The sequence below is a fragment of the Microbacterium testaceum StLB037 genome (assembly GCF_900104345.1).
In the GTDB taxonomy this organism is placed as follows: domain Bacteria; phylum Actinomycetota; class Actinomycetes; order Actinomycetales; family Microbacteriaceae; genus Microbacterium; species Microbacterium testaceum_A.
The window spans coordinates 462,964-484,594 of the sequence record NZ_FNJN01000001.1; the positions used below are offsets into that span (position 1 = coordinate 462,964).

The 21,631-nt window shown below is 69.9% G+C and carries 23 protein-coding genes; 22 read left to right on the top strand and 1 reads right to left on the bottom strand.

Features of this window, described 5'->3' with window-relative positions:
- Positions 1-82 precede the first annotated feature (82 nt).
- From BLS25_RS02130 to BLS25_RS02155, 6 genes are read left to right on the top strand one after another with little or no spacing between them, the layout of a single operon-like run.
- The gene (locus BLS25_RS02130) at positions 83-433 is read left to right on the top strand and encodes a LysM peptidoglycan-binding domain-containing protein (protein ID WP_056227430.1); all 351 of its coding nucleotides are present in this window, start codon (positions 83-85) and stop codon (positions 431-433) included.
- A gap of 46 nt (positions 434-479) precedes the next feature.
- A complete protein-coding gene (locus BLS25_RS02135; protein ID WP_074694247.1) occupies positions 480-1,574 on the top strand; it encodes a histidinol-phosphate transaminase in 1,095 nt (364 codons plus the stop codon).
- Entirely contained in the window at positions 1,571-2,185 is a 615-nt protein-coding gene (gene hisB / locus BLS25_RS02140) for an imidazoleglycerol-phosphate dehydratase HisB (protein ID WP_074694248.1), read from the top strand. Before BLS25_RS02135 ends, hisB begins: the two co-directional genes overlap by 4 nt.
- Positions 2,182-2,832: an imidazole glycerol phosphate synthase subunit HisH gene (gene hisH, locus BLS25_RS02145; RefSeq protein ID WP_074694249.1), complete on the top strand. Its 651-nt coding sequence runs from the start codon at positions 2,182-2,184 to the stop codon at positions 2,830-2,832. The genes hisB and hisH overlap by 4 nt, the downstream gene beginning before the upstream one ends.
- A gap of 46 nt (positions 2,833-2,878) precedes the next feature.
- On the top strand, positions 2,879-3,625 hold the full coding sequence (gene priA / locus BLS25_RS02150) for a bifunctional 1-(5-phosphoribosyl)-5-((5-phosphoribosylamino)methylideneamino)imidazole-4-carboxamide isomerase/phosphoribosylanthranilate isomerase PriA (protein WP_056227439.1): 747 nt from the start codon (positions 2,879-2,881) through the stop codon (positions 3,623-3,625).
- On the top strand, positions 3,609-4,409 hold the full coding sequence (locus BLS25_RS02155) for an SseB family protein (RefSeq protein WP_074694250.1): 801 nt from the start codon (positions 3,609-3,611) through the stop codon (positions 4,407-4,409). Before priA ends, BLS25_RS02155 begins: the two co-directional genes overlap by 17 nt.
- 283 nt (positions 4,410-4,692) lie before the next feature.
- Here BLS25_RS02155 and BLS25_RS02160 read toward each other — a convergent pair whose 3' ends face one another.
- Positions 4,693-5,118, bottom strand: coding sequence for a DUF1844 domain-containing protein (locus BLS25_RS02160; protein ID WP_371129300.1), 426 nt, complete (start codon positions 5,116-5,118; stop codon positions 4,693-4,695).
- A 225-nt stretch (positions 5,119-5,343) separates the two neighbouring features.
- Between BLS25_RS02160 and infC the strand changes: the two genes are divergently transcribed.
- The 16 genes from infC to BLS25_RS02240 all read left to right on the top strand — a co-directional run bounded on the left by infC (position 5,344) and on the right by BLS25_RS02240 (position 21,625).
- A complete protein-coding gene (gene infC, locus BLS25_RS02165) occupies positions 5,344-5,988 on the top strand; it encodes a translation initiation factor IF-3 (RefSeq protein ID WP_074694251.1) in 645 nt (214 codons plus the stop codon).
- A 47-nt stretch (positions 5,989-6,035) separates the two neighbouring features.
- Positions 6,036-6,230, top strand: coding sequence for a 50S ribosomal protein L35 (gene rpmI, locus BLS25_RS02170; protein WP_013583375.1), 195 nt, complete (start codon positions 6,036-6,038; stop codon positions 6,228-6,230).
- Between the two features lie 29 nt (positions 6,231-6,259).
- Complete coding sequence (gene rplT / locus BLS25_RS02175; protein ID WP_056227445.1) at positions 6,260-6,643, top strand: 50S ribosomal protein L20; 384 nt, start codon at positions 6,260-6,262, stop codon at positions 6,641-6,643.
- A 112-nt stretch (positions 6,644-6,755) separates the two neighbouring features.
- Entirely contained in the window at positions 6,756-7,553 is a 798-nt protein-coding gene (locus tag BLS25_RS02180) for a TrmH family RNA methyltransferase (RefSeq protein WP_056227447.1), read from the top strand.
- 75 nt (positions 7,554-7,628) lie between these two features.
- Positions 7,629-8,387, top strand: coding sequence for an amino acid ABC transporter ATP-binding protein (locus BLS25_RS02185; protein ID WP_056227450.1), 759 nt, complete (start codon positions 7,629-7,631; stop codon positions 8,385-8,387).
- A gap of 130 nt (positions 8,388-8,517) precedes the next feature.
- Positions 8,518-9,438 carry a glutamate ABC transporter substrate-binding protein gene (locus BLS25_RS02190; RefSeq protein WP_056227453.1) on the top strand — a complete coding sequence of 307 codons (921 nt, stop codon included), beginning with the start codon at positions 8,518-8,520 and terminating at the stop codon, positions 9,436-9,438.
- 77 nt (positions 9,439-9,515) lie between these two features.
- The gene (locus BLS25_RS02195; RefSeq protein ID WP_056227456.1) at positions 9,516-10,166 is read left to right on the top strand and encodes an amino acid ABC transporter permease; all 651 of its coding nucleotides are present in this window, start codon (positions 9,516-9,518) and stop codon (positions 10,164-10,166) included.
- Complete coding sequence (locus tag BLS25_RS02200) at positions 10,163-11,089, top strand: amino acid ABC transporter permease (RefSeq protein ID WP_056227459.1); 927 nt, start codon at positions 10,163-10,165, stop codon at positions 11,087-11,089. The genes BLS25_RS02195 and BLS25_RS02200 overlap by 4 nt, the downstream gene beginning before the upstream one ends.
- A 55-nt stretch (positions 11,090-11,144) precedes the next feature.
- Positions 11,145-12,185, top strand: coding sequence for a phenylalanine--tRNA ligase subunit alpha (gene pheS / locus BLS25_RS02205; protein ID WP_074694252.1), 1,041 nt, complete (start codon positions 11,145-11,147; stop codon positions 12,183-12,185).
- Entirely contained in the window at positions 12,185-14,695 is a 2,511-nt protein-coding gene (gene pheT, locus BLS25_RS02210; protein ID WP_074694253.1) for a phenylalanine--tRNA ligase subunit beta, read from the top strand. Before pheS ends, pheT begins: the two co-directional genes overlap by 1 nt.
- Positions 14,696-15,207: 512 nt before the next feature.
- On the top strand, positions 15,208-16,257 hold the full coding sequence (gene argC / locus BLS25_RS02215; protein WP_074694254.1) for an N-acetyl-gamma-glutamyl-phosphate reductase: 1,050 nt from the start codon (positions 15,208-15,210) through the stop codon (positions 16,255-16,257).
- A complete protein-coding gene (argJ, locus tag BLS25_RS02220; RefSeq protein WP_056227470.1) occupies positions 16,254-17,411 on the top strand; it encodes a bifunctional glutamate N-acetyltransferase/amino-acid acetyltransferase ArgJ in 1,158 nt (385 codons plus the stop codon). The genes argC and argJ overlap by 4 nt, the downstream gene beginning before the upstream one ends.
- A complete protein-coding gene (gene argB / locus BLS25_RS02225; protein ID WP_056227473.1) occupies positions 17,408-18,310 on the top strand; it encodes an acetylglutamate kinase in 903 nt (300 codons plus the stop codon). The genes argJ and argB overlap by 4 nt, the downstream gene beginning before the upstream one ends.
- Positions 18,307-19,554, top strand: coding sequence for an acetylornithine transaminase (locus tag BLS25_RS02230; RefSeq protein WP_056227476.1), 1,248 nt, complete (start codon positions 18,307-18,309; stop codon positions 19,552-19,554). The genes argB and BLS25_RS02230 overlap by 4 nt, the downstream gene beginning before the upstream one ends.
- A complete protein-coding gene (gene argF, locus BLS25_RS02235) occupies positions 19,551-20,474 on the top strand; it encodes an ornithine carbamoyltransferase (protein WP_074694255.1) in 924 nt (307 codons plus the stop codon). The genes BLS25_RS02230 and argF overlap by 4 nt, the downstream gene beginning before the upstream one ends.
- Positions 20,471-21,625, top strand: coding sequence for a heparan-alpha-glucosaminide N-acetyltransferase domain-containing protein (locus tag BLS25_RS02240; RefSeq protein ID WP_074694256.1), 1,155 nt, complete (start codon positions 20,471-20,473; stop codon positions 21,623-21,625). Before argF ends, BLS25_RS02240 begins: the two co-directional genes overlap by 4 nt.
- The last annotated feature ends 6 nt before the right edge of the window (positions 21,626-21,631 follow it).

A 21,631-nucleotide genomic window follows, 5' to 3' on the forward strand; every position in this document is an offset into this window, starting at 1 on the left:
GATAGATTCGGAATACAGATTCGCACCGCCGTCCTCCCGGCCGAGGGCGGGGTGCGAATCTCTCCCCACCAAGGAGCACATTATGAGCAGCATCGCCCTCACCGCCCCGTCCACCCGCCTGCGCATCACCGCGCGCGGTCGTCGCGTCGTGGCGTTCCTCGTCTCCCTCCCCATCGTCGCCGTGCTCGCCGTGGCGATCGTCGGCGGCGGATCCGCACTCGCCTCCGGCGACGCGGGCGCTCCCGCCGGCTCGTTCACCGAGATCACCGTCATGAGCGGCGAAACCCTCTGGTCCATCGCCGAAGACGTCGCGCCGTCCGCCGACCCGCGTGATGTCGTCGCCGAGATCGCGCGTCTCAACGCCCTGCCCGGCGGCTCCGTCTCGGCGGGACAGCGCATCGCGATCCCCGCCGAGTACGCTCCCGCGGCCTGAGCGCAGACCCCCCGCTCGCGCGCCTCGACCGTTCTCGACGCCTACGATGGGTGAGGTGACCGTACGCCTCGACGACCTTCCTCTTCGCGACGATCTGCGGGGCATGACCCCGTACGGAGCTCCCCAGGCAGCACTGCCCGTGGCGCTCAACGTGAACGAGAACACGCATCCCGTTCCGCCCGAGGTTGCAGACGACATTCTGGATGCCGTCGCCCGGGCGCTCCGCGACGTCAACCGCTACCCGGACCGGGAGTTCACCGGTCTGCGCGAGGCCTTCGCCGGCTACCTCGGCCACGGCCTCAACCCCGACCAGATCTGGGCGGCGAACGGCTCGAACGAGGTCCTTCAGCACATCCTGCAGGCGTTCGGCGGTCCCGGCCGGACGGCGATGGGCTTCGCGCCCACGTATTCGATGTACCCGATCCTCACGCGGGCCACGGGGGCCCGCTGGATCGCGGGTGAGAGAGAGCACGACTTCTCGCTGTCTCCCGAGTCGGCGGCCGCGCAGGTGCGCGAACAGCGACCCGACATCGTGTTCCTCTGCGCCCCGAACAACCCCACCGGCACTCCGCTGCGCCTCGATGTCGTCGAAGCGGTCTACGACGCCACGGACGGGATCGTGATCGTCGACGAGGCTTACGAGGAGTTCGCTCCGCGCGACGAGCCCTCGGCCGTCTCGCTGCTGCCCGACCGCCCTCGTCTGGTCGTCTCGCGCACGATGAGCAAGGCCTTCGCCTTCGCCGGTGCCCGCGTCGGCTATCTCGCGGCCGATCCCGCGCTGGTCGACGCCCTGCGTCTGGTGCGCCTGCCCTACCACCTGAGCGCTCTCACCCAGGCGGCCGCCACCGCCGCGCTGAGCCACGCCGAGACGATGCTGTCGATGGTCGACGAGATCGTCGCTCAGCGCGACCGGATCTCGGCGACGGTGTCGGCGCTGGGGTACACGGCGCACGAGTCGTGGACCAACTTCGTGCTGTTCGGGGGCGTCGAAGACCCGGCGGCGACATGGAAGGCGCTCTACGACCGCGGCGTCCTTATCCGCGACGTTGGCATCGCCCACCACCTGCGGGTGACCGCGGGCACGGCCGACGAGACCACCGCGTTCCTCGACGCGCTGGCCTCGGTAGGATCGCGATCATGACCGGCCCCGCCTCGCCCCGCACCGCATCGATCACGCGAGAGACGAGCGAGTCCCGCGTCGAGCTCGAGCTCGACCTCGACGGCCGCGGCGTCAGCGACATCTCGACGAGCGTGCCGTTCTTCGACCACATGCTCACCGCGTTCGCGAAGCACTCGCTGACCGACCTGCGGGTCCGCTCCACAGGCGACACGCACATCGACGCCCACCACACGGTCGAGGACACCTCGATCGTGCTCGGGCAGGCCATTCGTCAGGCGCTCGGCGACAAGTCCGGCATCGCCCGTTACGGAGACGCGCTCGTGCCGCTCGACGAGGCCCTCGCGCAGGCCGTGGTCGACATCAGCGGTCGTCCCTACCTCGTGCACACCGGCGAGCCCGCGGGCTTCGAGCACCACCTGATCGGCGGTCACTTCACCGGTTCGCTCGTGCGTCACTCGTTCGAGGCGATCTCAATCCACGCCGGCCTCACGGTTCACGTGCGCGTCCTGGGCGGACGCGACCCCCACCACATCGCAGAGGCCGAGTACAAGGCGCTCGCCCGCGCGTTCCGACAGGCGAAGGCCCTCGACCCGCTCGTCGACGGGATTCCGAGCACCAAGGGCGCGCTGTGACGCGTAAACCCGTCGTCGCGGTCTTCGACTACGGCTCGGGCAACGTCCACTCCGCCGTCAAGGCGCTCGTCGAAGCCGGCGCCGATGCGCGCCTCACCTCCGACCGCGGTCTGCTTCTCGACGCCGACGGGCTGCTGGTCCCCGGTGTCGGGGCGTTCGGCGCGGTCATGGGGGCCCTGAACGACAGCCGTGGCGGCGAGATCATCGACCGTCGTCTGGCGGGCGGCCGGCCGGTGCTCGGCATCTGCGTGGGCATGCAGGTCATGTTCGAGCGCGGCATCGAGCGCGGCACCGACACCACGGGTCTGGGGGAGTGGCCCGGAACCGTCGCCGAACTCGAGGCGCCGGTCCTGCCGCACATGGGCTGGAACACGGTGAGCGCGGGTGAGGGATCTCGCCTGTTCGACGGCATCGAGAACGAGCGCTTCTACTTCGTGCACTCGTACGCGGCGCAGGAGTGGTCGCTCGAGGTGACTCCGCCGTTCCCGCAGCCCTCGGTCACATGGTGCACCTACGGCTCGCCGTTCATCGCCGCGGTCGAGAACGGTCCGCTGTCGGCCACCCAGTTCCACCCGGAGAAGTCGGGCGAAGCCGGCATCCGGCTCCTGTCCAATTGGATCGACGGCCTGCGCACGACTACTGTGTGACCTCGTGCCCCGGCTCGGCGAGATGCGCCGAAGGGTGCGAGGAGCCATGAACGATTTCGCGTCCACGCCCGAACTTGTGCTGCTTCCCGCGGTCGACGTCGCCGACGGCAAGGCCGTCCGTCTGACCCAGGGTGAGGCCGGTACCGAGACCAGCTACGGCGACCCCGTCGACGCCGCCGCCGACTTCGCCCGCCAGGGCGCTCAGTGGATCCACCTCGTGGACCTCGACGCGGCCTTCGGGCGCGGCAGCAACGCGAGCGTCATGCGCAAGGTCATCAAGCAGGTCAAGGGCGTGCAGGTCGAGCTCTCGGGCGGCATCCGCGACGATCGTTCGCTCGAGGCCGCCCTCGAGAGCGGCGCGAGCCGCATCAACCTCGGCACCGCGGCCCTCGAGAACCCCGAGTGGGCCGCCGACGTCATCAACCGCTACGGCGAGGCGATCGCCGTGGGCCTCGACGTGCGCGGAACGACCCTCGCGGCCCGCGGGTGGACCCGCGAGGGCGGCGACCTGTGGACCGTGCTCGATCGACTCGAGGACGCTGGCTGCAGCCGCTACGTCGTCACCGACGTCACCAAGGACGGCACGCTGCGCGGCCCCAACATCGAGCTGCTGCGTGAGATGACACAGCGCACCCCCAAGCCGATCGTCGCTTCCGGCGGCGTCTCGAGCCTCGACGACATCGCGGCTCTGCGAGACCTCGTTCCGCTGGGTGTCGAGGGCGCGATCGTCGGCAAGGCGCTCTACGCGGGCCAGTTCACCCTGGCCGAGGCGCTGGATGTCGCCGGACACTGACGGTCCGCACGACCACGCTCACGGAGCCCACGCGGATTCGGCGGGGGTTCCGTGGGAGGGCCGCAGCTTCCAGGCGAACCCGCATTCGGGTGACGACGGTTCGGCCGACCCCGCGCTGCTGGCCGCGCTCCTGGCGTTCCGCGCGGGCGAGGGGGACGCCCGCGCCATCGTCGACGCCTATCGCGATGCGCGTCTGCTGATCCCGCTCGTCGCCGAGAAGGGCGACCACGGCGTCGGAGCGCACGGCATCGAGGTCGACAAGACCCAGGAGTTGTCGATCGTGACGGTCGCCGCTCCCGACGGTCGCAAAGTGCTCCCGGTCTTCACGTCGGTCACGGCGCTGCAGACGTGGGATGCCGCCGCACGACCGGTGCCGGCCGACGGGCGCCGCACGGCACTGGCGGCGGCCTCGGAGGACACCGAGCTCATCGTCATCGATCCCGCGTCCGAGACGGAGTTCGTGATCCGCCGCCCTGCCGTGTGGGCGATCGCGCAGGGCGAGACCTGGGAGCCCGCCCACACGTCGCCGTCGATCTTCACCGGCCTGCAGGAGAGCATCGCCGGAGAGCTGGCGGTCCTCGATCTGGCCGTCGAGTCGGGCGACCCCACCGGTCGTCTGCGCGGACCCGAGCTCGTCGTGCACCTGCAGCTCATGTCGGGCCTCGAGCAGGAGGAATTGGATGCCACGCTGGCGCGCCTCGCCCGGCGCTGGTCGGCGGACGATCGCATCGCCGTCCTCGTCGACTCCCTGACGGTCAAGCTCCACCGCAGCCCGGAGGCCTGATCGCGGCGCCGTCACCAGAACAGGACGGCGCGTCGAGAACAGGCCGATCCGCCCGCCAAGCGCCTGTTCGCATGGCGTCCCCTGTCCTCATGCCGCACGGGCCCCGCTCACGCCCCCACGGGTATCACGGAACAGGTGGCCTGCGGCACAGGACGAAGGGGCGCCCCTTTCCCAAGCCAATCGGGGCAGGAGCCCCGCTCATACCCCTACGGGTGTCGCGGAGGATGTGAGCTGCGGCGGGAGGGGGCATTCCGGAGCCCGGGACCACCCCAGAACGACAGAATTACGTGACGGGACCCGTCCACTTCTCGCCCGGCCCCTTACCGATCGGATCCTGAATCGTCGACGCCTCGCGGAAGGCCAGCTGCAGCGAGCGCAGGCCGTCGCGCAGGGAGCGCGCGTGCATGTCGCTGATCTCGGGCGCTCCGGCGGTGATGAGTCCGGCGAGGGCGTTGATGAGTTTGCGGGCCTCGTCGAGGTCGAGCTGCTGGCCGGGGTCGTCGGCGAGTCCGGTCTTCACGGCGGCGGCGCTCATGAGGTGGACGGCCGCGGTGGTGATGACTTCGACGGCGGGGACATCGGCGATGTCGCGGGTGGCGGAGGATGCGGCGCGCTCCTGCTCCTCCCAGCGGGCGAGGCGCTCGTCTTCGGCTCCGTGGCGGTGTGCGCCCTGGTCGTCGGCGGGCTGGTCGGAGGGGATCGTGTCCACGTGAATCTCTCTGCTAGACTATGGCGGGCTTCGGAGTGTTTCACTCCGTACGAAAGAGGATCACATCCCACCCGCGCTTGCCGCTCCAGGCTACCGGGTTCCCGCACTCCGCTCCGTTTCGCACGGGGTTGCCTGGGTGCAGAAGCCGGTGCCGAAAGCACTGTGCCGGGTGGCGTGTCTCCTCTTCGCCCGCGATTCCGACGGATCGCGGCGGCCACCACCCGTATGAAAGAGGAGTTCCGCATCAGCGATCCCCGCACCAACGAGCGCATCCGAGTCCCGGAGGTCCGTCTCGTCGGACCCAACGGCGAGCAGGTCGGCATCGTCCGAATCGAAGCTGCGCTGCGCCTGGCCCAGGAAGCGGACCTCGACTTGGTCGAGGTCGCGCCGAGCTCGAAGCCGCCCGTGGTCAAGATCATGGATTACGGCAAGTTCAAGTACGAGGCCGCTCAGAAGGCCAAAGAGACGCGTCGTAACCAGGCGAACACCGTCCTCAAAGAGGTCCGGTTCCGTCTGAAGATCGAGGCTCACGACTACATCACCAAGCTCAAGCGCGCCGAGGGATTCCTCCAGGCGGGCGACAAGGTGAAGGCCATGATCCTGTTCCGCGGTCGCGAGCAGTCGCGTCCCGAGCAGGGTGTCCGTCTGCTTCGCAAGTTCGCCGAAGACGTCGCCGAGTTCGGCACCGTCGAGTCGAACCCCACGATCGACGGCCGCAACATGGTGATGGTGGTCGCTCCTCACAAGAACAAGTCCGAGGTCAAGACCGAGCAGAACGCGCAGCGCACGGCGAACCGTGAAGCCGCGCGGAGTGCCGCTCGAGGCGAATCGGCACCCACAGACGAAGCTGCCCCGGCGTCCGCCGAGTAAAGCTCCCCGACTCCCGCTCCGCCGGGAACCCCAACGAAGGAAGACAGATGCCGAAGCAGAAGACCCACTCGGGCGCCAAGAAGCGCTTCAAGCTCACCGGTAGCGGCAAGCTCATGAAGCAGCAGGCCGGCATGCGCCACAACCTCGAGGGCAAGGCCTCCAAGCGCACCCGTCGCCTGAACCAGGAGCAGGTCCTGGCCAAGGGTGACTCCAAGGTCGCCAAGAAGCTCCTCGGCCTCTGAGCGCCGACGCACGTTAGGAAGAATGAGAAATGGCTAGAGTCAAGCGGGCAGTAAACGCCCACAAGAAGCGTCGCGTCATCCTGGAGCGCGCGTCCGGTTACCGCGGTCAGCGTTCGCGCCTGTACCGCAAGGCCAAGGAGCAGGTCACCCACTCCCTGGTCTACGCGTACCGTGACCGTCGCAAGCGCAAGGGCGACTTCCGTCGTCTGTGGATCCAGCGCATCAACGCCGCGTCGCGCGCCAACGGCATGACGTACAACCGCTTCATCCAGGGCCTCGGCCTCGCGGGTGTGCAGGTGGACCGTCGCATGCTCGCCGAGCTCGCCGTGAACGAGCCCGCCGTGTTCGCGTCGCTCGTCGCGACCGCGAAGGCTGCGCTGCCCACCGACGTCAACGCGGCGAAGACCGCGTAAGACACGTCTTCCGAAACGGGCGTCCTCTCCGGAGGGCGCCCGTTTCGTCGTTCCCGCGGGTCGTTCGCGCGGCGTCCCGGGATGCATTCCTCCGGGGCCATACACTGGGGACGTGCTCGAGAACCCCCGTTCGCCGCGGGTGCGCGCCGTGGCCAAGCTCAGTAAGCGCGCTGCCCGCCAAGAGACAGGTCTGTTCCTGCTCGAGGGTCCGCAGGCCGCTCGCGAGGCGCTCGCGTGGGCGCCCGAGACCGTGCTGGAGGTCTACGCGACCCCGTCCGCCCTCGAGAAGCACACGGATGTGCGTGACGCTGCGGAGCAGGCGGGTGTCGATCTGCAGATCACCACCGAGGCGGTGCTCGACGCCATGGCCGATACCGTGACGCCCCAGGGCATCGTGGCGGTGGCTCGTCAATCGCCCACCGCGTTGAAGGACATCCTGGCGGGGGAGCCGCGCCTCATCGCGATCTGCGAAGAGGTTCGCGATCCCGGCAACCTGGGCACGATCATCAGGGCCGCGGATGCCGCGGGGGCCGACGCCGTGATCCTGACCGGCCGGACCGTGGACCCGTACAACCCGAAGGTCGTGCGCTCCACCACCGGCTCGCTCTTCCACCTGCCGGTCGCGGTCGATCTCGAGCTCGCTGATGTCGTCGCCCGCGCGCACGAGGCGGGCCTGCGCATCGTCGCCGCCGATGTCGAGGGCACCGACTTCCTGGCATCCCGAGAGCTTCTGTCGGAGCCGACGGCCTGGTTGTTCGGCAACGAGGCGCGGGGGCTCGAGGAGTCCGCCCTCGCGCAGGCCGACCTCGCACTGCGCCTGCCGATCTACGGTCGCGCCGAGTCCTTGAACCTGGCCACCGCGGCGAGCGTCTGCCTCTACGAGACGGCTTTCGCGCAGCGCGCGCGCTGACCCCTGCTGTTACAGAACGGTTAAGGCGTGCGCAGGAATGTGGTCGGGCGCCCAGCATCCTCATAGGGTGAAGGCATGGCATCCGTTCCCCCGAAGACCGAGCCCCTGGTCGTCGTCGCCGACGTCCAGAAGCACTATGGGCAGTTCCAGGCTCTGAAAGACATCGACCTCACCGTCGACCGCGGAGAGGTCGTCGTGGTGATCGGCCCGTCGGGTTCCGGCAAGTCGACGCTGTGCCGCACCATCAACCGTCTCGAGACCATCACGAGCGGATCGATCACGATCGACGGCAAGGAGCTTCCCAAAGAGGGGAAGGGCCTGGCCGAACTGCGTGCCGACGTCGGCATGGTGTTCCAGTCGTTCAACCTCTTCGCGCACCTGACGATCCTCGAGAACGTCACGCTCGGGCCCATCAAGGTCCGCAAGATGAAGAAGGCGGATGCCGAGAAAGAGGCGCGTGCGCTCCTGGATCGCGTGGGCGTCGGTCACCAGGCCGACAAGCTCCCCGCCCAGCTCTCGGGCGGTCAGCAGCAGCGTGTGGCGATCGCCCGCGCGCTGGCGATGAAGCCCAAGGTCATGCTCTTCGACGAGCCGACCTCGGCTCTCGACCCCGAGATGATCAACGAGGTGCTCGACGTCATGGTCGGCCTCGCCAAGGACGGCATGACGATGATCGTCGTCACCCACGAGATGGGCTTCGCCCGCAAGGCCGCGAACCGCGTCGTTTTCATGGCCGACGGGCAGATCGTCGAGCAGGCGACCCCCGAGCAGTTCTTCACGCGCCCCGAATCCGACCGTGCGAAGGACTTCCTCTCGAAGCTCATCACGCACTGACGCACGACCCTGACGGCGACGAACGAGGAGGTTCCTAGCCGAGACGAGAGCATCGCCCACCGCTGGCGATCGCGCGCGCCGTCACCGACGACCCCTTCCCGCACAGCACACGTAACCAAGGAGACATCACATGCGTAAAACTCGTTTTCTCGCCGGCGCGAGCATCATCGCCGCCGGCCTGCTGGCCCTGACGGCCTGCAACAGCGGCACCCCGGGCGCGGCGCCCGGCTCCGACGGCGGCAGCGCCTCGGACGCCCCCGTCTACGGCGCGGTGGCCACCGACGTGAAGATCGACGGCAGCCCCACGTTCGAGAAGATCACCTCGGCCGGCAAGATCGTCGTCGGCGTGAAGGAAGACCAGCCCGGCCTGGGCTACCTCGACCCCGTGACGGGTGAGCGCAAGGGCTTCGACGTCGACGTCGCGCGCTGGATCGCCGCCTCGCTCGGCTACGACCCGGCCGACACCTCGAAGGTGGAGTACAAGGCCATCGCCTCGGCGAACCGCGAGCAGGCCATCATCAACGGCGACATCGACTACTACGTCGGCACTTACTCGATCACCGACAAGCGCAAGGACCAGATCTCCTTCGCCGGCCCCTACTTCGTGACCGGCCAGGGACTGCTCGTCGCCGCCGACAACGACACGATCACGGGCAAGGACTCGCTCACGGCCGAGACCACCGTGTGCTCGGTGACCGGCTCGACGCCGATCCAGCGCATCCGCGAGCAGACTCCGGCCAAGGTCGTCGAGTTCGACACCTACTCGCAGTGCGTCGAGAAGCTGAAGAACGGCGAGGTCGACGCGGTGACCACCGACGAGGCCATCCTCCTCGGCTACGCCGCGCAGGACCCCGACAACCTGAAGATCGCGGGCGAGCCTTTCAGCGAGGAGCGCTACGGCGTCGGCATCGCCAAGGGTGACACCGCCTTCCAGGAGTTCGTGAACACCATGTTCACCGACGGCGGCTCCACCTGGGAGGCCATCTTCGAGAAGAACCTCGGCGCCTCGGGCGTCAAGGGCGAGCAGCCGGCGGTCGACCCCGTCAGCTGATCTCCCGGTGCGGGCGGCGCACTCCGCGCCGCCCGCACCACCCGACGAGCACGACGAGAAAGAACGGACAGCGTACGGTGAACCAGATCTTCGACTACCCCGACCTGTGGGCGCAGGCGCTCTGGGGGACGGTCGTGCTCTTCTTGGGCGGCGGCCTGATCGCGCTCGTGCTCGGCTTCATCGTGGCGGCCATGCGCGTGTCGCCCGTGCCCATCGCCCGCGCGGTCGGCGCGGTGTACGTGAACTGGATCCGCAACACCCCGCTCACGCTGGTGCTGTTCTTCTTCGCGTTCTGCGTGCCGCTGCTGATCGACGTCCCGCGCGGCAGCTTCTTGACGCTGGCCGTGTGCGGCCTCGGCATCTACACCGCGACCTATGTGGCCGAGACCCTGCGCGCGGGCATCAACACCGTGCCCGTCGGCCAGGCGGAGGCGGCTCGCGCGCTCGGCCTCGGCTTCGGCCAGGTCATGACCCTCGTGGTCCTGCCCCAGGCGACCCGCTCGGTCATCCCCCCGATGATGAGCGTCTTCATCGCCCTGCTGAAGAACACCACCGTCGCCGCCGGATTCTCGGTGGTCAACCTCGGGAACATCCGAGCGACGATGAGTGAGAACGGCGAGAACCAGCTCGTCACCATCCTCCTCGTGATGGCGGTCTTCGTCATCCTGGTCCTGCTGCTCGCTGCGCTGCAGAACGCGGCCGAGAAGAAGTGGAAGGTCGCCCGATGAGCTCCTCCGTCCTCTACGACGTCCCGGGTCCCCGCGCGCAGCTGCGCAACCGCATCCTCGGCGTCATCACGCTCGTCCTCGTCGTCGCCGTCATCGGCTTCGTGGTCTGGCGCTTCATCGACACCGGCCAGTTCTCGGCGGCGAAGTGGAACGTCTTCAGCTACAGCGCGATCTGGGAGCGATTCGGCCAAGCGACGCTCGCAACCCTCGCGGCGTTCGCCGTCGCGGCCGTCGGGGCCCTCGTGCTCGGCTTCATCCTCGCCATCGGCCGGATGTCCGACCACCGCTGGGTCCGCCTCCCGGTCGGCTGGGTGGTCGAGCTTCTCCGCGCCGTGCCCGTCCTCGTCTTCATGCTGTTGCTGTACTACGGTCTGCCGGTCGTCGGCATCAAGATGTCGTCGTACTGGGCCGTCGTGATCGCGCTGATCCTCTACAACGGTTCCGTGCTGTCCGAGGTCATCCGTGCCGGCGTCGAGGCGCTCCCGCGCGGACAGAGCGAGGCCGGCTACGCCGTAGGTCTGCGCAAGTCGGGTGTGATGCGCCTGATTCTGCTCCCGCAGGCGATCCGCGCCATGCTGCCCGTGATCATCGCCCAGCTCGTGGTGACGCTGAAGGACACCGCGCTCGGCTTCATCATCACGTACCCCGAACTGCTGTACTTCGCCCGTCTGCTCGGCTCGAACGGCGAGTACGGATCGCCGTTGATCCCCGCCGCGATGATCGCCAGCGTCATCTACGTGGCGATGTGCCTCGCCCTGTCGTACACCGCGCACCGCGTCGAGCTCGGCCTGCGCCGCTCGCCCAAGGGCGGCAACGTCGCTCCCGCGGAGCCCGCGGGCCAGACCGGCACCGACACCGAGCTCATCGTCGCCCAGCGCGGACTCGGCAAGTTCGACTCCCACGGCGGCGCTGCGAGATTCTGAGTCACGGCACCGACGGGCGGGGGAGTGTCCCCGCCCGTCGGTAGACTCTCATCTCGTGTCCGACGCACCCGAGATCACCCCTGAGGCCGTCGCCTCCGCGGTCGATGAGGCCCTTGCCGCCATCGCCGCCGCCGCGACCACGGCCGAGCTCAAGTCCGCCCGTTCCGCCCACACGGGGGAGCAGTCCTCCCTCGCCCAGCTGAACGCCCAGATGCGCAACGTCGCCCCCGACCAGAAGGCCGCCTTCGGCAAGCTCGTCGGACAGGCGCGCGGTCGGGTGAACCAGGCGCTCGCCGCGCGCGAGAGCGAGTTGGCCGCGGCCGAGACCGCCGCGCAGCTCGAGGCCGAGCGCATCGACGTCACGGCGCTGCCGCAGCGCGCCCGCATCGGGGCACGGCATCCGATCTCCCTCCTCCAGGAGCAGGTGTCCGACATCTTCGTCGGCATGGGCTGGGAGATCGCCGAGGGCCCCGAGCTCGAGCACGAGTGGTTCAACTTCGACGCGCTCAACTTCGACGTCGACCACCCGGCGCGCCAGATGCAGGACACGTTCTTCGTCGACCCGGTCGCCCGCCACCTCGTGCTACGCACGCACACGAGCCCCGTGCAGGTGCGGTCGATGCTCGAGCGCGACCTGCCCATCTACGTGCTCTGCCCGGGCCGGGTGTACCGCACCGACGAGTTCGACGCGACGCACCTGCCGGTCTTCACACAGTTCGAAGGTCTGGTCATCGACAAGAACATCACGATGGCGCACCTCAAGGGCACGCTCGACCACGCCGCGCGCGTGCTGTTCGGGCCTGAGGCCAAGACGCGCTTCCGCGCCAACTTCTTCCCCTTCACCGAGCCGAGTGCCGAGCTCGATCTGTGGCACCCCACCTTCAAGGGCGGGGCGCGCTGGATCGAGTGGGGCGGCTGCGGGATGGTGAACCCCAACGTGCTGCGGGCCGCGGGCATCGACCCCGAGGAGTACTCGGGCTTCGCCTTCGGCATGGGCATCGAGCGCACGCTCATGTTCCGCAGCGACGTGCAAGACATGCGCGACATGGCCGAGGGCGATGTCCGCTTCAGTGAGCAGTTCGGAATGGTGGTCTGATGCGCGTCCCGCTCTCCTGGTTGCGCGAGTACGTCGACGTGCCCGCAGAGGCCACGCCCGACGACGTCCTCGCCGCCCTCGTCTCGGTCGGTTTCGAAGAAGAGGACGTGCACCGCTTCGAGCTGTCCGGTCCGATCGTCGTCGGAGAGGTGAAGGAGTTCACTCCCGAGCCCCAGTCCAACGGCAAGACCATCCGCTGGTGCCAGGTCGACGTCGGCGCCGAGAACGGGGGAGTGCGCGGCATCGTCTGCGGTGCCGGCAACTTCTTCGAGGGCGACAAGGTCGTGGTGACCCTGCCCGGTTCGGTGCTGCCCGGTCCCTTCCCGATCGCGGCCCGCAAGACCTACGGGCACGTGTCCGACGGCATGATCGCCTCGGCGAAAGAGCTGGGCCTGGGCAGCGAGCACAGCGGCATCCTGCGTCTGATCGATCTCGGGATCGACGCGCCGGTCGGAACGGATGCCATCGCACTGCTCGGTCTGGACGACCTCGCGGTCGAGATCAACGTCACCCCCGACCGCGGCTACGCCCTGTCGCTGCGCGGGGTCGCCCGCGAGTACTCGCACGCGACGGGAGCGGACTTCCGCGACCCGGGCCTCGGCCACGACGAGGCCGCGGCGCGCACGCCCTCGGGCTTCCCGATCACGGTCGCCGACCAGGCGCCCATCCGCGGCCGCCGCGGCGCCACCGAGTTCGTCGCGCGCATCGTCCGCGAGGTCGACCCCTCGCGCCCGACGCCGCCGTGGATGATCACGCGCCTGTCGCTCGCCGGCATCCGCTCGCTCGGGGTGCTCGTCGACATCACCAACTACGTCATGCTTGAGCTCGGTCAGCCCCTCCACGGCTACGACCTCGACCGCCTGCAGGGTGGTATCACGGTGCGTCGAGCGGAGCAGGGCGAGAAGCTCGAGACCCTCGACGGGCAGGTGCGCACCCTCGACGCCGAAGACCTCCTGATCACCGACGAGTCGGGACCGATCGGACTCGCCGGTGTGATGGGCGGCGGCCCCACCGAGATGAGCGACGCCACGCGCAACGTGCTGATCGAGGCGGCCACCTTCGACCAGGTCTCGATCGCGCGCACCGCGCGTCGTCACAAGCTGCCCTCCGAGGCCTCGCGCCGTTTCGAGCGCGGCGTCGACCCGCTCGTCCCGTACGTGGCGGCCGAGCGTGTCGCCTCGCTGATGGTCGAGCTCGCGGGCGGCACTCTCGACACCGAGCTGGGCGGGTCGCTCGGCTCGACGTACCGCCGCGAGGCGATCATGCTGCCCGCGGGCTTCGTCCCCGGGCTGATCGGCGTCGAGTACACCGACGACGAGATCGTCTCGGCCCTGCGCCTCATCGGCTGCGCGGTCGACGAGCGCGAGGGCGGCTGGGCGGTCACGGCACCGTCGTGGCGCCACGACCTCAGCGACAAGTGGACGCTCGCCGAAGAGGTGGCGCGTATCGAGGGCTACGACCGGATCCCGTCCGTCCTCCCGACGCCCCCGTCGGGCCGCGGGCTCACCGCCGCGCAGCAGGGGCGCCGTCGCGTGGCGAACGCTCTGGCCTCTGCCGGCTTCGTCGAGACGCCGTCGTTCCCCTTCACCACCGAGGAGCAGAACGCCCTGCACGGCTCGCCGTCGGGTGATCCGCTGCCGAGCGTGAAGCTCGCGAACCCGCTCGACGGACTCGCTCCGTTCCTGCGCCGTTCGTTGATCCCCGCTCTGCTACAGGTCGCGCATCGCAACGTCTCGCGCGGCATCGTCGATCTCGCGCTGTTCGAGGCCGGCACGGTCTTCCTCCCGAAGCCGGGCGTGCAGTACGGCACCGCGTCGGTGCCGCCGCTGGCGGTGCGGCCGGATGCCGCGACCCTCACGGCCCTCGACGCGTCGATTCCGCCGCAGCGCCGTCACGTGGCCGTTCTGCTGACCGGTCACACGGTCGCGAAGCAGCCGGGTCAGCCGGCGGTTGCGGCGGATCTCGCCGATGCCGTGGACGCCGTGCGCGTGTTGACCGCCGCCGCCGGGCTCGACATCGAACTCGTGCAGGCGCAGCGTGCGGCGCTCCACCCGGGGCGCACGGCCCGTGTCCTTTCCGCGGGGACCGACATCGGCTACGTCGGCGAGCTGTTGCCGGCTGTCGCGGCCGCGGCGGACCTGCCCGGACGCGTTCTCGTGGCCGAGCTCGACCTCGACGCGATGCTCGAGCTGGCGCAGGCGCGCCCGGTCGCGGCATCCCTCTCGGGATTCCCCGCCGCCACGCAGGACGTGTCGCTGACGGTTCCGACCGACGTCGCCGCGGGTGCCGTGCGCGCCGCGCTGATCGAGGGGGGAGCCCCGCTGCTCGAGGGCGCCCGGCTCGTCGACGACTACCGCGGCCCCGGTCTCTCAGAGGGCACGAAGAGTCTGACGTTCGCGTTGCGGTTCCGTGCCGACGACCGCACCCTCACCGCGGCCGAGGCGACCGAGGCGAAGCTCGCCGGTGTCGCCGTGGCGGCAGAACGTTTCGGTGCGGCGATCCGCGACTGATCGACCACGCGTGACCTGGAGCGCCGACGGCCTACGCCGCTCGGCGCTCCGGCGTTTTCACCCGCTCCACAGCGGGGGAGGCGGCGTCCTCGCGCGCCTGACGTTCGGCATACACTCAGGTGCGCGTTCGCGCGCGAGGGCCTGCCCTCATCGCCGGTAAAGGGGGCAGTCGGAAGTGCCCGGCGATGAGGGCAGGTTCCACAGCATAACCCGACCGTGTCCCCCATTTGGGGGACATGGCCATCGAGGGGCGTGTCGTCCCCGGCTCGCCGGGCGTCACAGCGGGGCGGGGGACGATTTGCCCCGCGCCCTCCGCGGCGGATACCCTCGCCACATGTCGTCGATCACCGTGCGCACCGAGGAGCTCTTCGTGAGCACCGGTGGCGAGCGTCGACGTCGGGTCGCGCGCCGATTCTCGGCGACCTCGTAACCCGCCTCCGGTCGGGCATACGGGCGTCGCCGCCCCGGTACACGCTGCTTTCAGCACCAGCCCCGACTCGTAAGGTGGATACATGACCCTCTCGGTCGCCGTCTCCGGCGCTTCCGGCTACGCGGGTGGCGAGATCCTCCGCCTCCTGGCCGCTCATCCCGACGTCGAGATCCGCACCGTCACCGCGCACTCCAGCGCGGGACAGCCGCTCGTCGCCCACCAGCCGCACCTGCGCTCCCTCGCGCACCTCGAACTCCAGCCCACGACGCCCGAGGTGCTCGCGGGTCATGACGTGGTGTTCCTCGCCCTGCCGCATGGCCAGTCGGCGCAGTACACCGACGCCCTGGCTGATACGCCGCTCATCATCGACGCCGGAGCCGATCACCGCCTGGTCTCCGCGGAGGACTGGGCGCAGTTCTACGGGGGGCCGCACCCCGACCCGTGGGCCTACGGAGTACCCGAGCTCCCGGTCGCGGGCGGGAAGCAGCGCGAGAAGCTCCGCTGTGCCACGCGCGTCGCCGCCCCGGGCTGCAACGCCTCGACCGTGGCCCTCTCTCTCGCCCCCGGTGTCGCCGCCGGCGTCATCGACCCCGCGGACATCGTGTCGGTGCTCGCGGTCGGACCGAGCGGGGCCGGCAAGTCGGCCAAGACGAACCTCCTCGCCAGCGAGATCCTCGGATCGGCGAACCCCTATGCCGTGGGCGGCACCCACCGTCACATCCCCGAGATCCGGCAGGCCCTGGTCGCCGCGGGGGCGTCGAGCGACGGCATCCGTCTGTCTTTCACTCCCGTGCTCGTGCCGATGGCGCGGGGCATCCTCGCCACGTCGTCGGCTCCGATCCGCGAGGGGGCGACGGATGCCGAGATCCGCGGCGCGTGGGAGAACGCGTACGGTGACGAGCCGTTCGTCGAGCTGCTGCCCGCGGGGGTGTTCCCGCGCACGGCCGACGTGCTCGGTGCGAACGTCGCCTCGATGGGGCTCGCGATCGACCGCGCGGCGAACCGCGTGACGGTGGTGGCCGCCGTCGACAATCTCGTCAAAGGCACCGCCGGTGCGGCCATCCAATCCATGAACCTGGCGCTGGGTCTCGCCGAGACCACCGCCCTTCCCCTGAACGGAGTCGCCCCGTGAGCGTGACCGCCCCCGCTGGATTCGAGGCGGCCGGAGTCGCCGTCGGGCTCAAGTCGACCGGCGCGCGAGACGTCGCGGTGGTGGTGAACCGGGGGCCGCTCAAGGTGGGCGCCGCGGTGTTCACGTCGAACCGCGCGAAGGCGAACCCGATCCTGTGGTCGGAGCAGGTCGTCACGGACGGCACGATCGAGGCCGTGGTGCTCAACTCGGGCGGGGCCAACTGCTTCACGGGATCGTTCGGCTTCCAGACGACCCATCAGACCGCCGAGCGTGCGGCCGAGCTCCTCGGCGTCGGCGCGGGCGATGTGGTGGTGTGTTCCACCGGTCTCATCGGCACCGGAGACGAGGTGTTCCGCGCGAAGGTCCTGCAGGGCGTCGACGAGGGCGTCGCCGCTCTCTCGGCCGAGGGGGGAGAAGACGCGTCTCTGGCGATCATGACCACCGACTCGAAGCCCAAGCGCGCGGTCCACGCGGGCGACGGATGGTCGATCGGCGGCATGGCGAAGGGGGCCGGGATGCTGGCCCCGGGCCTGGCGACGATGCTCGTCGTGCTGACGACCGACGTCGTTCTCGACGCCGCGGAGGCCGACGCGGCGCTCCGCTCGGCGACGCGCGTGAGCTTCGACCGGCTCGACTCCGACGGCTGCATGTCGACCAACGACCAGGTGACGCTCATGGCCAGCGGTGCCAGCGGCATCCGGGTGGATGCCGAGGAGTTCGCCGCGGCCCTCGCCGGGGTGTGCGACGACCTCGCCGCTCAGCTGCAGGGCGACGCCGAGGGAGCCAGCCACGACATCACGATCCGGGTCGTGAACGCGGCGAGCGAGGACGACGCCGTCGAGGTCGGTCGCTCGGTCGCCCGCAACAACCTCTTCAAGGCCGCGATCTTCGGCAACGACCCCAACTGGGGTCGGGTGCTCGCCGCCATCGGCACCACCGACGCGGCCTTCGACCCCTACGACGTGGACGTGTGGATGAACGGCGTGCGCGTGTGCACGGCCGGTGGTCCCGATCGCCCTCGCGAGGACGTCGACCTCACTCCGCGCGCCACCGACCTCGTCATCGACCTCAAGGTCGGCGAGGCCGCGGCCACGATCCGCACCAACGACCTGACGCACGATTACGTCCACGAGAACAGCGCTTACTCCTCATGACCCACGTCGATCTGCAAGACACCGATCCCGCCGAAGCCAGCGAACGGGCGGTCACGCTCGTCGAGTCGCTGCCCTGGGTGCGCAAGTACCGCGACCAGGTCGTGGTGGTGAAGTACGGCGGCAACGCCATGGTCAGTGATGAGCTGCAGGACGCCTTCGCGGCCGACATCGCGTACCTGCGGTACGTGGGCGTGAAGCCCGTCGTCGTGCATGGCGGTGGTCCCCAGATCTCGTCGATGCTCGATCGTCTCGACATCCCCAGCGAATTCCGCGGCGGCTACCGCGTCACCTCGACCGAGGCGATCAGCGTGGTGCGCATGGTGCTGACGGGCCAGATAAACCCGCAGCTCGTGGCCAAGGTCAACGCGCACGGACCGCTGGCCACCGGTCTGAGCGGAGAGGATGCGGGCCTGTTCGGCGGTCGGCGTCGCGGCGTCGTCGTCGACGGCGTCGAGCACGACCTGGGCCGCGTCGGCGATGTCGTCACGGTGGACCCTCAGCCGGTTCTCGATCACCTCGCCGCGGGCCGTGTGCCGATCGTGTCGAGCATCGCGCCCGACCTCGACAACCCCGGGAACTCGTTGAACGTGAACGCGGATGCCGCGGCAGCGGCGCTCGCGACGGCGCTCAACGCCAAGAAGCTCGTCGTCCTGACCGACGTTCCCGGGCTCTACGCCGACTGGCCGAACCGCGACTCGCTCGTGTCGCACCTGACCTCGACCGAGCTGCGCGCGATGCTGCCGACGCTCGAGTCGGGGATGATCCCCAAGATGCAGGCGTGTCTCGACGCCGTCGACGGGGGAGTGCCGACGGCGGCCATCATCGACGGACGCGTGCCCCACTCGGTGCTCGTCGAACTGTTCACCAGCAAGGGAATCGGAACGGAGGTGGTCGCATGACCGCGGACACGACTCAGGAAACCGGGGCGCAGCGCGCCGCCTGGCAGGACGACGCGGGACGCGACCTCGTGCGCAGCTTCGGCGACCGCATGGCGCTGTTCGTCCGCGGCGAGGGGGCGTACGTCTGGGACAGCGAGGGCACGAAGTACCTCGACTTCCTCGCGGGCATCGCCGTGAACGCCCTCGGCCACGCGCACCCCGTGTTCGTGAAGGCCGTCTCGGAGCAGGCGGCGACGCTCGCTCACGTGTCGAACTACTTCGCCACGCCCCCGCAGCTGGCGATGGCAGCGCGGCTGAAGCGCCTCGCCGGAACGGGCGAGTCGGGTCGCGTGTACTTCGGCAACTCCGGCGCCGAGGCCAACGAGGCTGCGCTCAAGCTCGCGCGCCTGCACGGTCGCGGCACCGACCGCACCCGGATCCTGACCCTCAAGGGCGGGTTCCACGGCCGCACGATGGGTGCCCTGGCTCTCACCGGCAAGCCCTCGCTGCAGGCCGACTTCCTTCCGATGGTTCCGGGCGTCGAGCACATCGACGCCACGATCGAGGCCCTCGAGGCCGCGATGGACGAGCGCGTCGCCGCCTTCCTCGTGGAGCCCATCCAGGGCGAGGCCGGAGTGGTCGAGCTGCCCGAGGGCTACCTGCAGGCGGCGCGCGAGATCACGGCGCGCCACGGTGCGCTACTGATCATCGACGAGATCCAGACCGGCGCGGGTCGCACCGGCGCGTGGTTCGGCTTCCAGCACGCCGGGATCGTTCCGGACGCCATCACGGTGGCCAAGGGCATCGGCGGCGGCTTCCCGATCGGCGCTCTCATCACCTTCGGCGCGGCCAGCGACCTGTTCTTCCCCGGCACCCACGGCTCGACCTTCGGCGGCAACGCCCTGGGCACCGCCGTCGGCGGGGCCGTGCTCGAAGAGATCGAGTCCGCCGGCCTCGTCGAGAATGCCGCGCGGCGCGAAACGCAGCTGCGCGAGGGGATCGCCGCCCTCGGCTCGCCCCTCGTGGCGGGCGTGCGCGGTCGCGGTCTGCTCCTCGGCATCGGACTCACGAGCCCGGTCGCCAAGGCCGTGGTCGCCGCCGCCCAGCAGCACGGTCTGGTCGTCAACGCCGCGAACGACGACACGATCCGCATCGCGCCGCCCCTGACGATCCAGGATGCCGAGATCTCGGACTTCCTCCACCTCTTCGGTGCCGCGCTCGCCACGGTGTCCGACGCCCTCATCCTCGAAGGAGCCCCCGCGTGACCCGCCACCTGCTGCGTGACGACGACCTGACCCCGGCCGAGCAGGCTGAGATCCTCGACCTCGCGATCGAGCTGAAGAAGGACCGCTGGGCGCAGAAGCCGCTCGAAGGCCCCCAGACGGTCGCCGTCATCTTCGACAAGTCGTCGACGCGCACGCGTGTTTCGTTCGCCGTCGGCATCGCCGACCTCGGCGGCTCGCCGCTGATCATCTCGACCGCAAACAGCCAGCTCGGCGGCAAGGAGACCCCCTCCGACACCGCGCGCGTGCTCGAGCGTCAGGTCGCCGCGATCGTGTGGCGTACCTACGCCCAGGCGGGTCTCGAAGAGATGGCGCGCGGGACGCGCGTGCCGGTCATCAACGCCCTCAGCGACGACTTCCACCCGTGCCAGCTGCTGGCCGACCTGCTCACGATCCGCGAGCACAAGGGTGAGCTGAAGGGACTGACCCTGTCGTTCTTCGGCGACGGCCGCAGCAACATGGCGCACTCCTACGTCCTCGCCGGCGTCACCGCGGGCATGCACGTGCGCGTTGCCGCGCCCGACGACTACGCGCCCCGCGCCGATGTGATCGCCGATGCCGAGCGCATCGCCGCCGAGACCGGTGGGTCGATCTCGCTGGTCAGCGACCCCGAGGCTGCGGCATCCGGAGCCGACGTCATCGTGACCGACACCTGGGTGTCGATGGGCAAAGAAGAGGAGAAGATCGCGCGCATCCGCGACCTGGGCGGGTTCAAGGTCACGACCGAGCTCATGACCCGCGCCGCCGACGACGCGATCTTCATCCACTGTCTTCCCGCCGACCGCGGCTACGAGGTCGACGCCGAGGTCATCGACGGCCCGCAGAGCGTGGTGTGGGACGAGGCCGAGAACCGGTTGCACGCCCAGAAGGCCCTTCTGGTGTGGCTTCTGCGCCAGCAATGACCTCGTCGCCGATCGGCCGTGCCTGGTCCCGTTTCGACGGGGCGGGCCGGCTGGTCGGCGTGGACCTCGCGCGGGGTCTGGCGGTGCTGGGCATGCTCGCCGCACACCTGCTCGACACCGAGCGCACCCTCACCCCCGATCCGAGCACGTGGATCACCCTCGTGAACGGTCGCTCGTCGATCCTCTTCGCCGTGCTCGCAGGGGTCTCGATCGCCCTCGTCACCGGCGGTCCCCGCCCGCTCGAGCCGCAGCGGCGACCGCGTGCGGCGGCGCGGTTGGCGCTGCGCGGAGCTCTGCTCTGGGTGATCGGCCTGCTGCTGGTGATGACGGGGGTGCCGGTCTACGTCATCCTCCCCGCCTACGCGCTGCTGTTCGTGCTCGCGCTGCCGTTCCTCGGGATGCGCGCGCGCAGCCTCTTCGTCGCCGCGGGCGGGCTCGCGCTGGTCATGCCGTGGATCCAGCCGATCCTCGACGCCGCACCCGTCTGGGCCGGTCTCGGGGGCGCGGAGCTCGAAGCGGCGGTCGGGTGGGCCTACCCGTTCACGGTGTGGATCGCGTTCCTCCTCGCGGGGATGGGGGTGGGCCGACTCGATCTGCGGAGCCTCGCGGATCAAGGGCTCCTCGCGATGGCGGGGCTCTCGCTCGCGCTCGCCGGGTACGGCTTCGCGATCGCCACGCGCCCGGTCGCGGCGGGCGACCCCTACCTCGCCGCCGTGCTGACCGCCGAGGATCACTCCTCGGGGCTGTGGGAGGTCATCGGCTCGGGCGGCTTCGCCCTGCTGACGATCGGGGTGTGCCTGCTGCTGTGCCGTACCCCGCTGCGCTGGGTGGCGGTGCCGCTGCGCGCGGTCGGCTCGATGCCACTTACCGCGTACGTGCTGCAGCTGGTGGTCTGGGCCGTCGTGGCGCTGGTGCTGTTGGGTGACACCTCCGACCTCGGGGGCATCCGCGAGGCGGGATTGTTCGTGCCCCTCGCCCTGGGGCTCCTCGTGGGCTGCACGGTCTGGGCGCTCACGATCGGCCGCGGCCCGCTCGAGATGTTCATCGACGCCGTCGTGCGCCGGATCGTGGGGCGGGATGACGCGCCGGGGGCGCGGACGCGGGGTCCGGCGCCCGTCATCGGCTCCGGCGGTGTCGGCGGCCCTCGGTAGGCTGGA

Bases quoted from the DNA above. Each gene is read 5' to 3' on its own strand.
- BLS25_RS02130 (WP_056227430.1), top strand. From the start codon at position 83: ATGAGCAGCATCGCCCTCACCGCCCCGTCCACCCGCCTGCGCATCACC.
- BLS25_RS02135 (WP_074694247.1), top strand. From the start codon at position 480: ATGGGTGAGGTGACCGTACGCCTCGACGACCTTCCTCTTCGCGACGAT.
- hisB (WP_074694248.1), top strand. From the start codon at position 1,571: ATGACCGGCCCCGCCTCGCCCCGCACCGCATCGATCACGCGAGAGACG.
- priA (WP_056227439.1), top strand. From the start codon at position 2,879: ATGAACGATTTCGCGTCCACGCCCGAACTTGTGCTGCTTCCCGCGGTC.
- BLS25_RS02155 (WP_074694250.1), top strand. From the start codon at position 3,609: ATGTCGCCGGACACTGACGGTCCGCACGACCACGCTCACGGAGCCCAC.
- infC (WP_074694251.1), top strand. From the start codon at position 5,344: ATGAAAGAGGAGTTCCGCATCAGCGATCCCCGCACCAACGAGCGCATC.
- rpmI (WP_013583375.1), top strand. From the start codon at position 6,036: ATGCCGAAGCAGAAGACCCACTCGGGCGCCAAGAAGCGCTTCAAGCTC.
- rplT (WP_056227445.1), top strand. From the start codon at position 6,260: ATGGCTAGAGTCAAGCGGGCAGTAAACGCCCACAAGAAGCGTCGCGTC.
- BLS25_RS02185 (WP_056227450.1), top strand. From the start codon at position 7,629: ATGGCATCCGTTCCCCCGAAGACCGAGCCCCTGGTCGTCGTCGCCGAC.
- BLS25_RS02190 (WP_056227453.1), top strand. From the start codon at position 8,518: ATGCGTAAAACTCGTTTTCTCGCCGGCGCGAGCATCATCGCCGCCGGC.
- BLS25_RS02200 (WP_056227459.1), top strand. From the start codon at position 10,163: ATGAGCTCCTCCGTCCTCTACGACGTCCCGGGTCCCCGCGCGCAGCTG.
- pheT (WP_074694253.1), top strand. From the start codon at position 12,185: ATGCGCGTCCCGCTCTCCTGGTTGCGCGAGTACGTCGACGTGCCCGCA.
- argC (WP_074694254.1), top strand. From the start codon at position 15,208: ATGACCCTCTCGGTCGCCGTCTCCGGCGCTTCCGGCTACGCGGGTGGC.
- argB (WP_056227473.1), top strand. From the start codon at position 17,408: ATGACCCACGTCGATCTGCAAGACACCGATCCCGCCGAAGCCAGCGAA.
- BLS25_RS02230 (WP_056227476.1), top strand. From the start codon at position 18,307: ATGACCGCGGACACGACTCAGGAAACCGGGGCGCAGCGCGCCGCCTGG.
- BLS25_RS02240 (WP_074694256.1), top strand. From the start codon at position 20,471: ATGACCTCGTCGCCGATCGGCCGTGCCTGGTCCCGTTTCGACGGGGCG.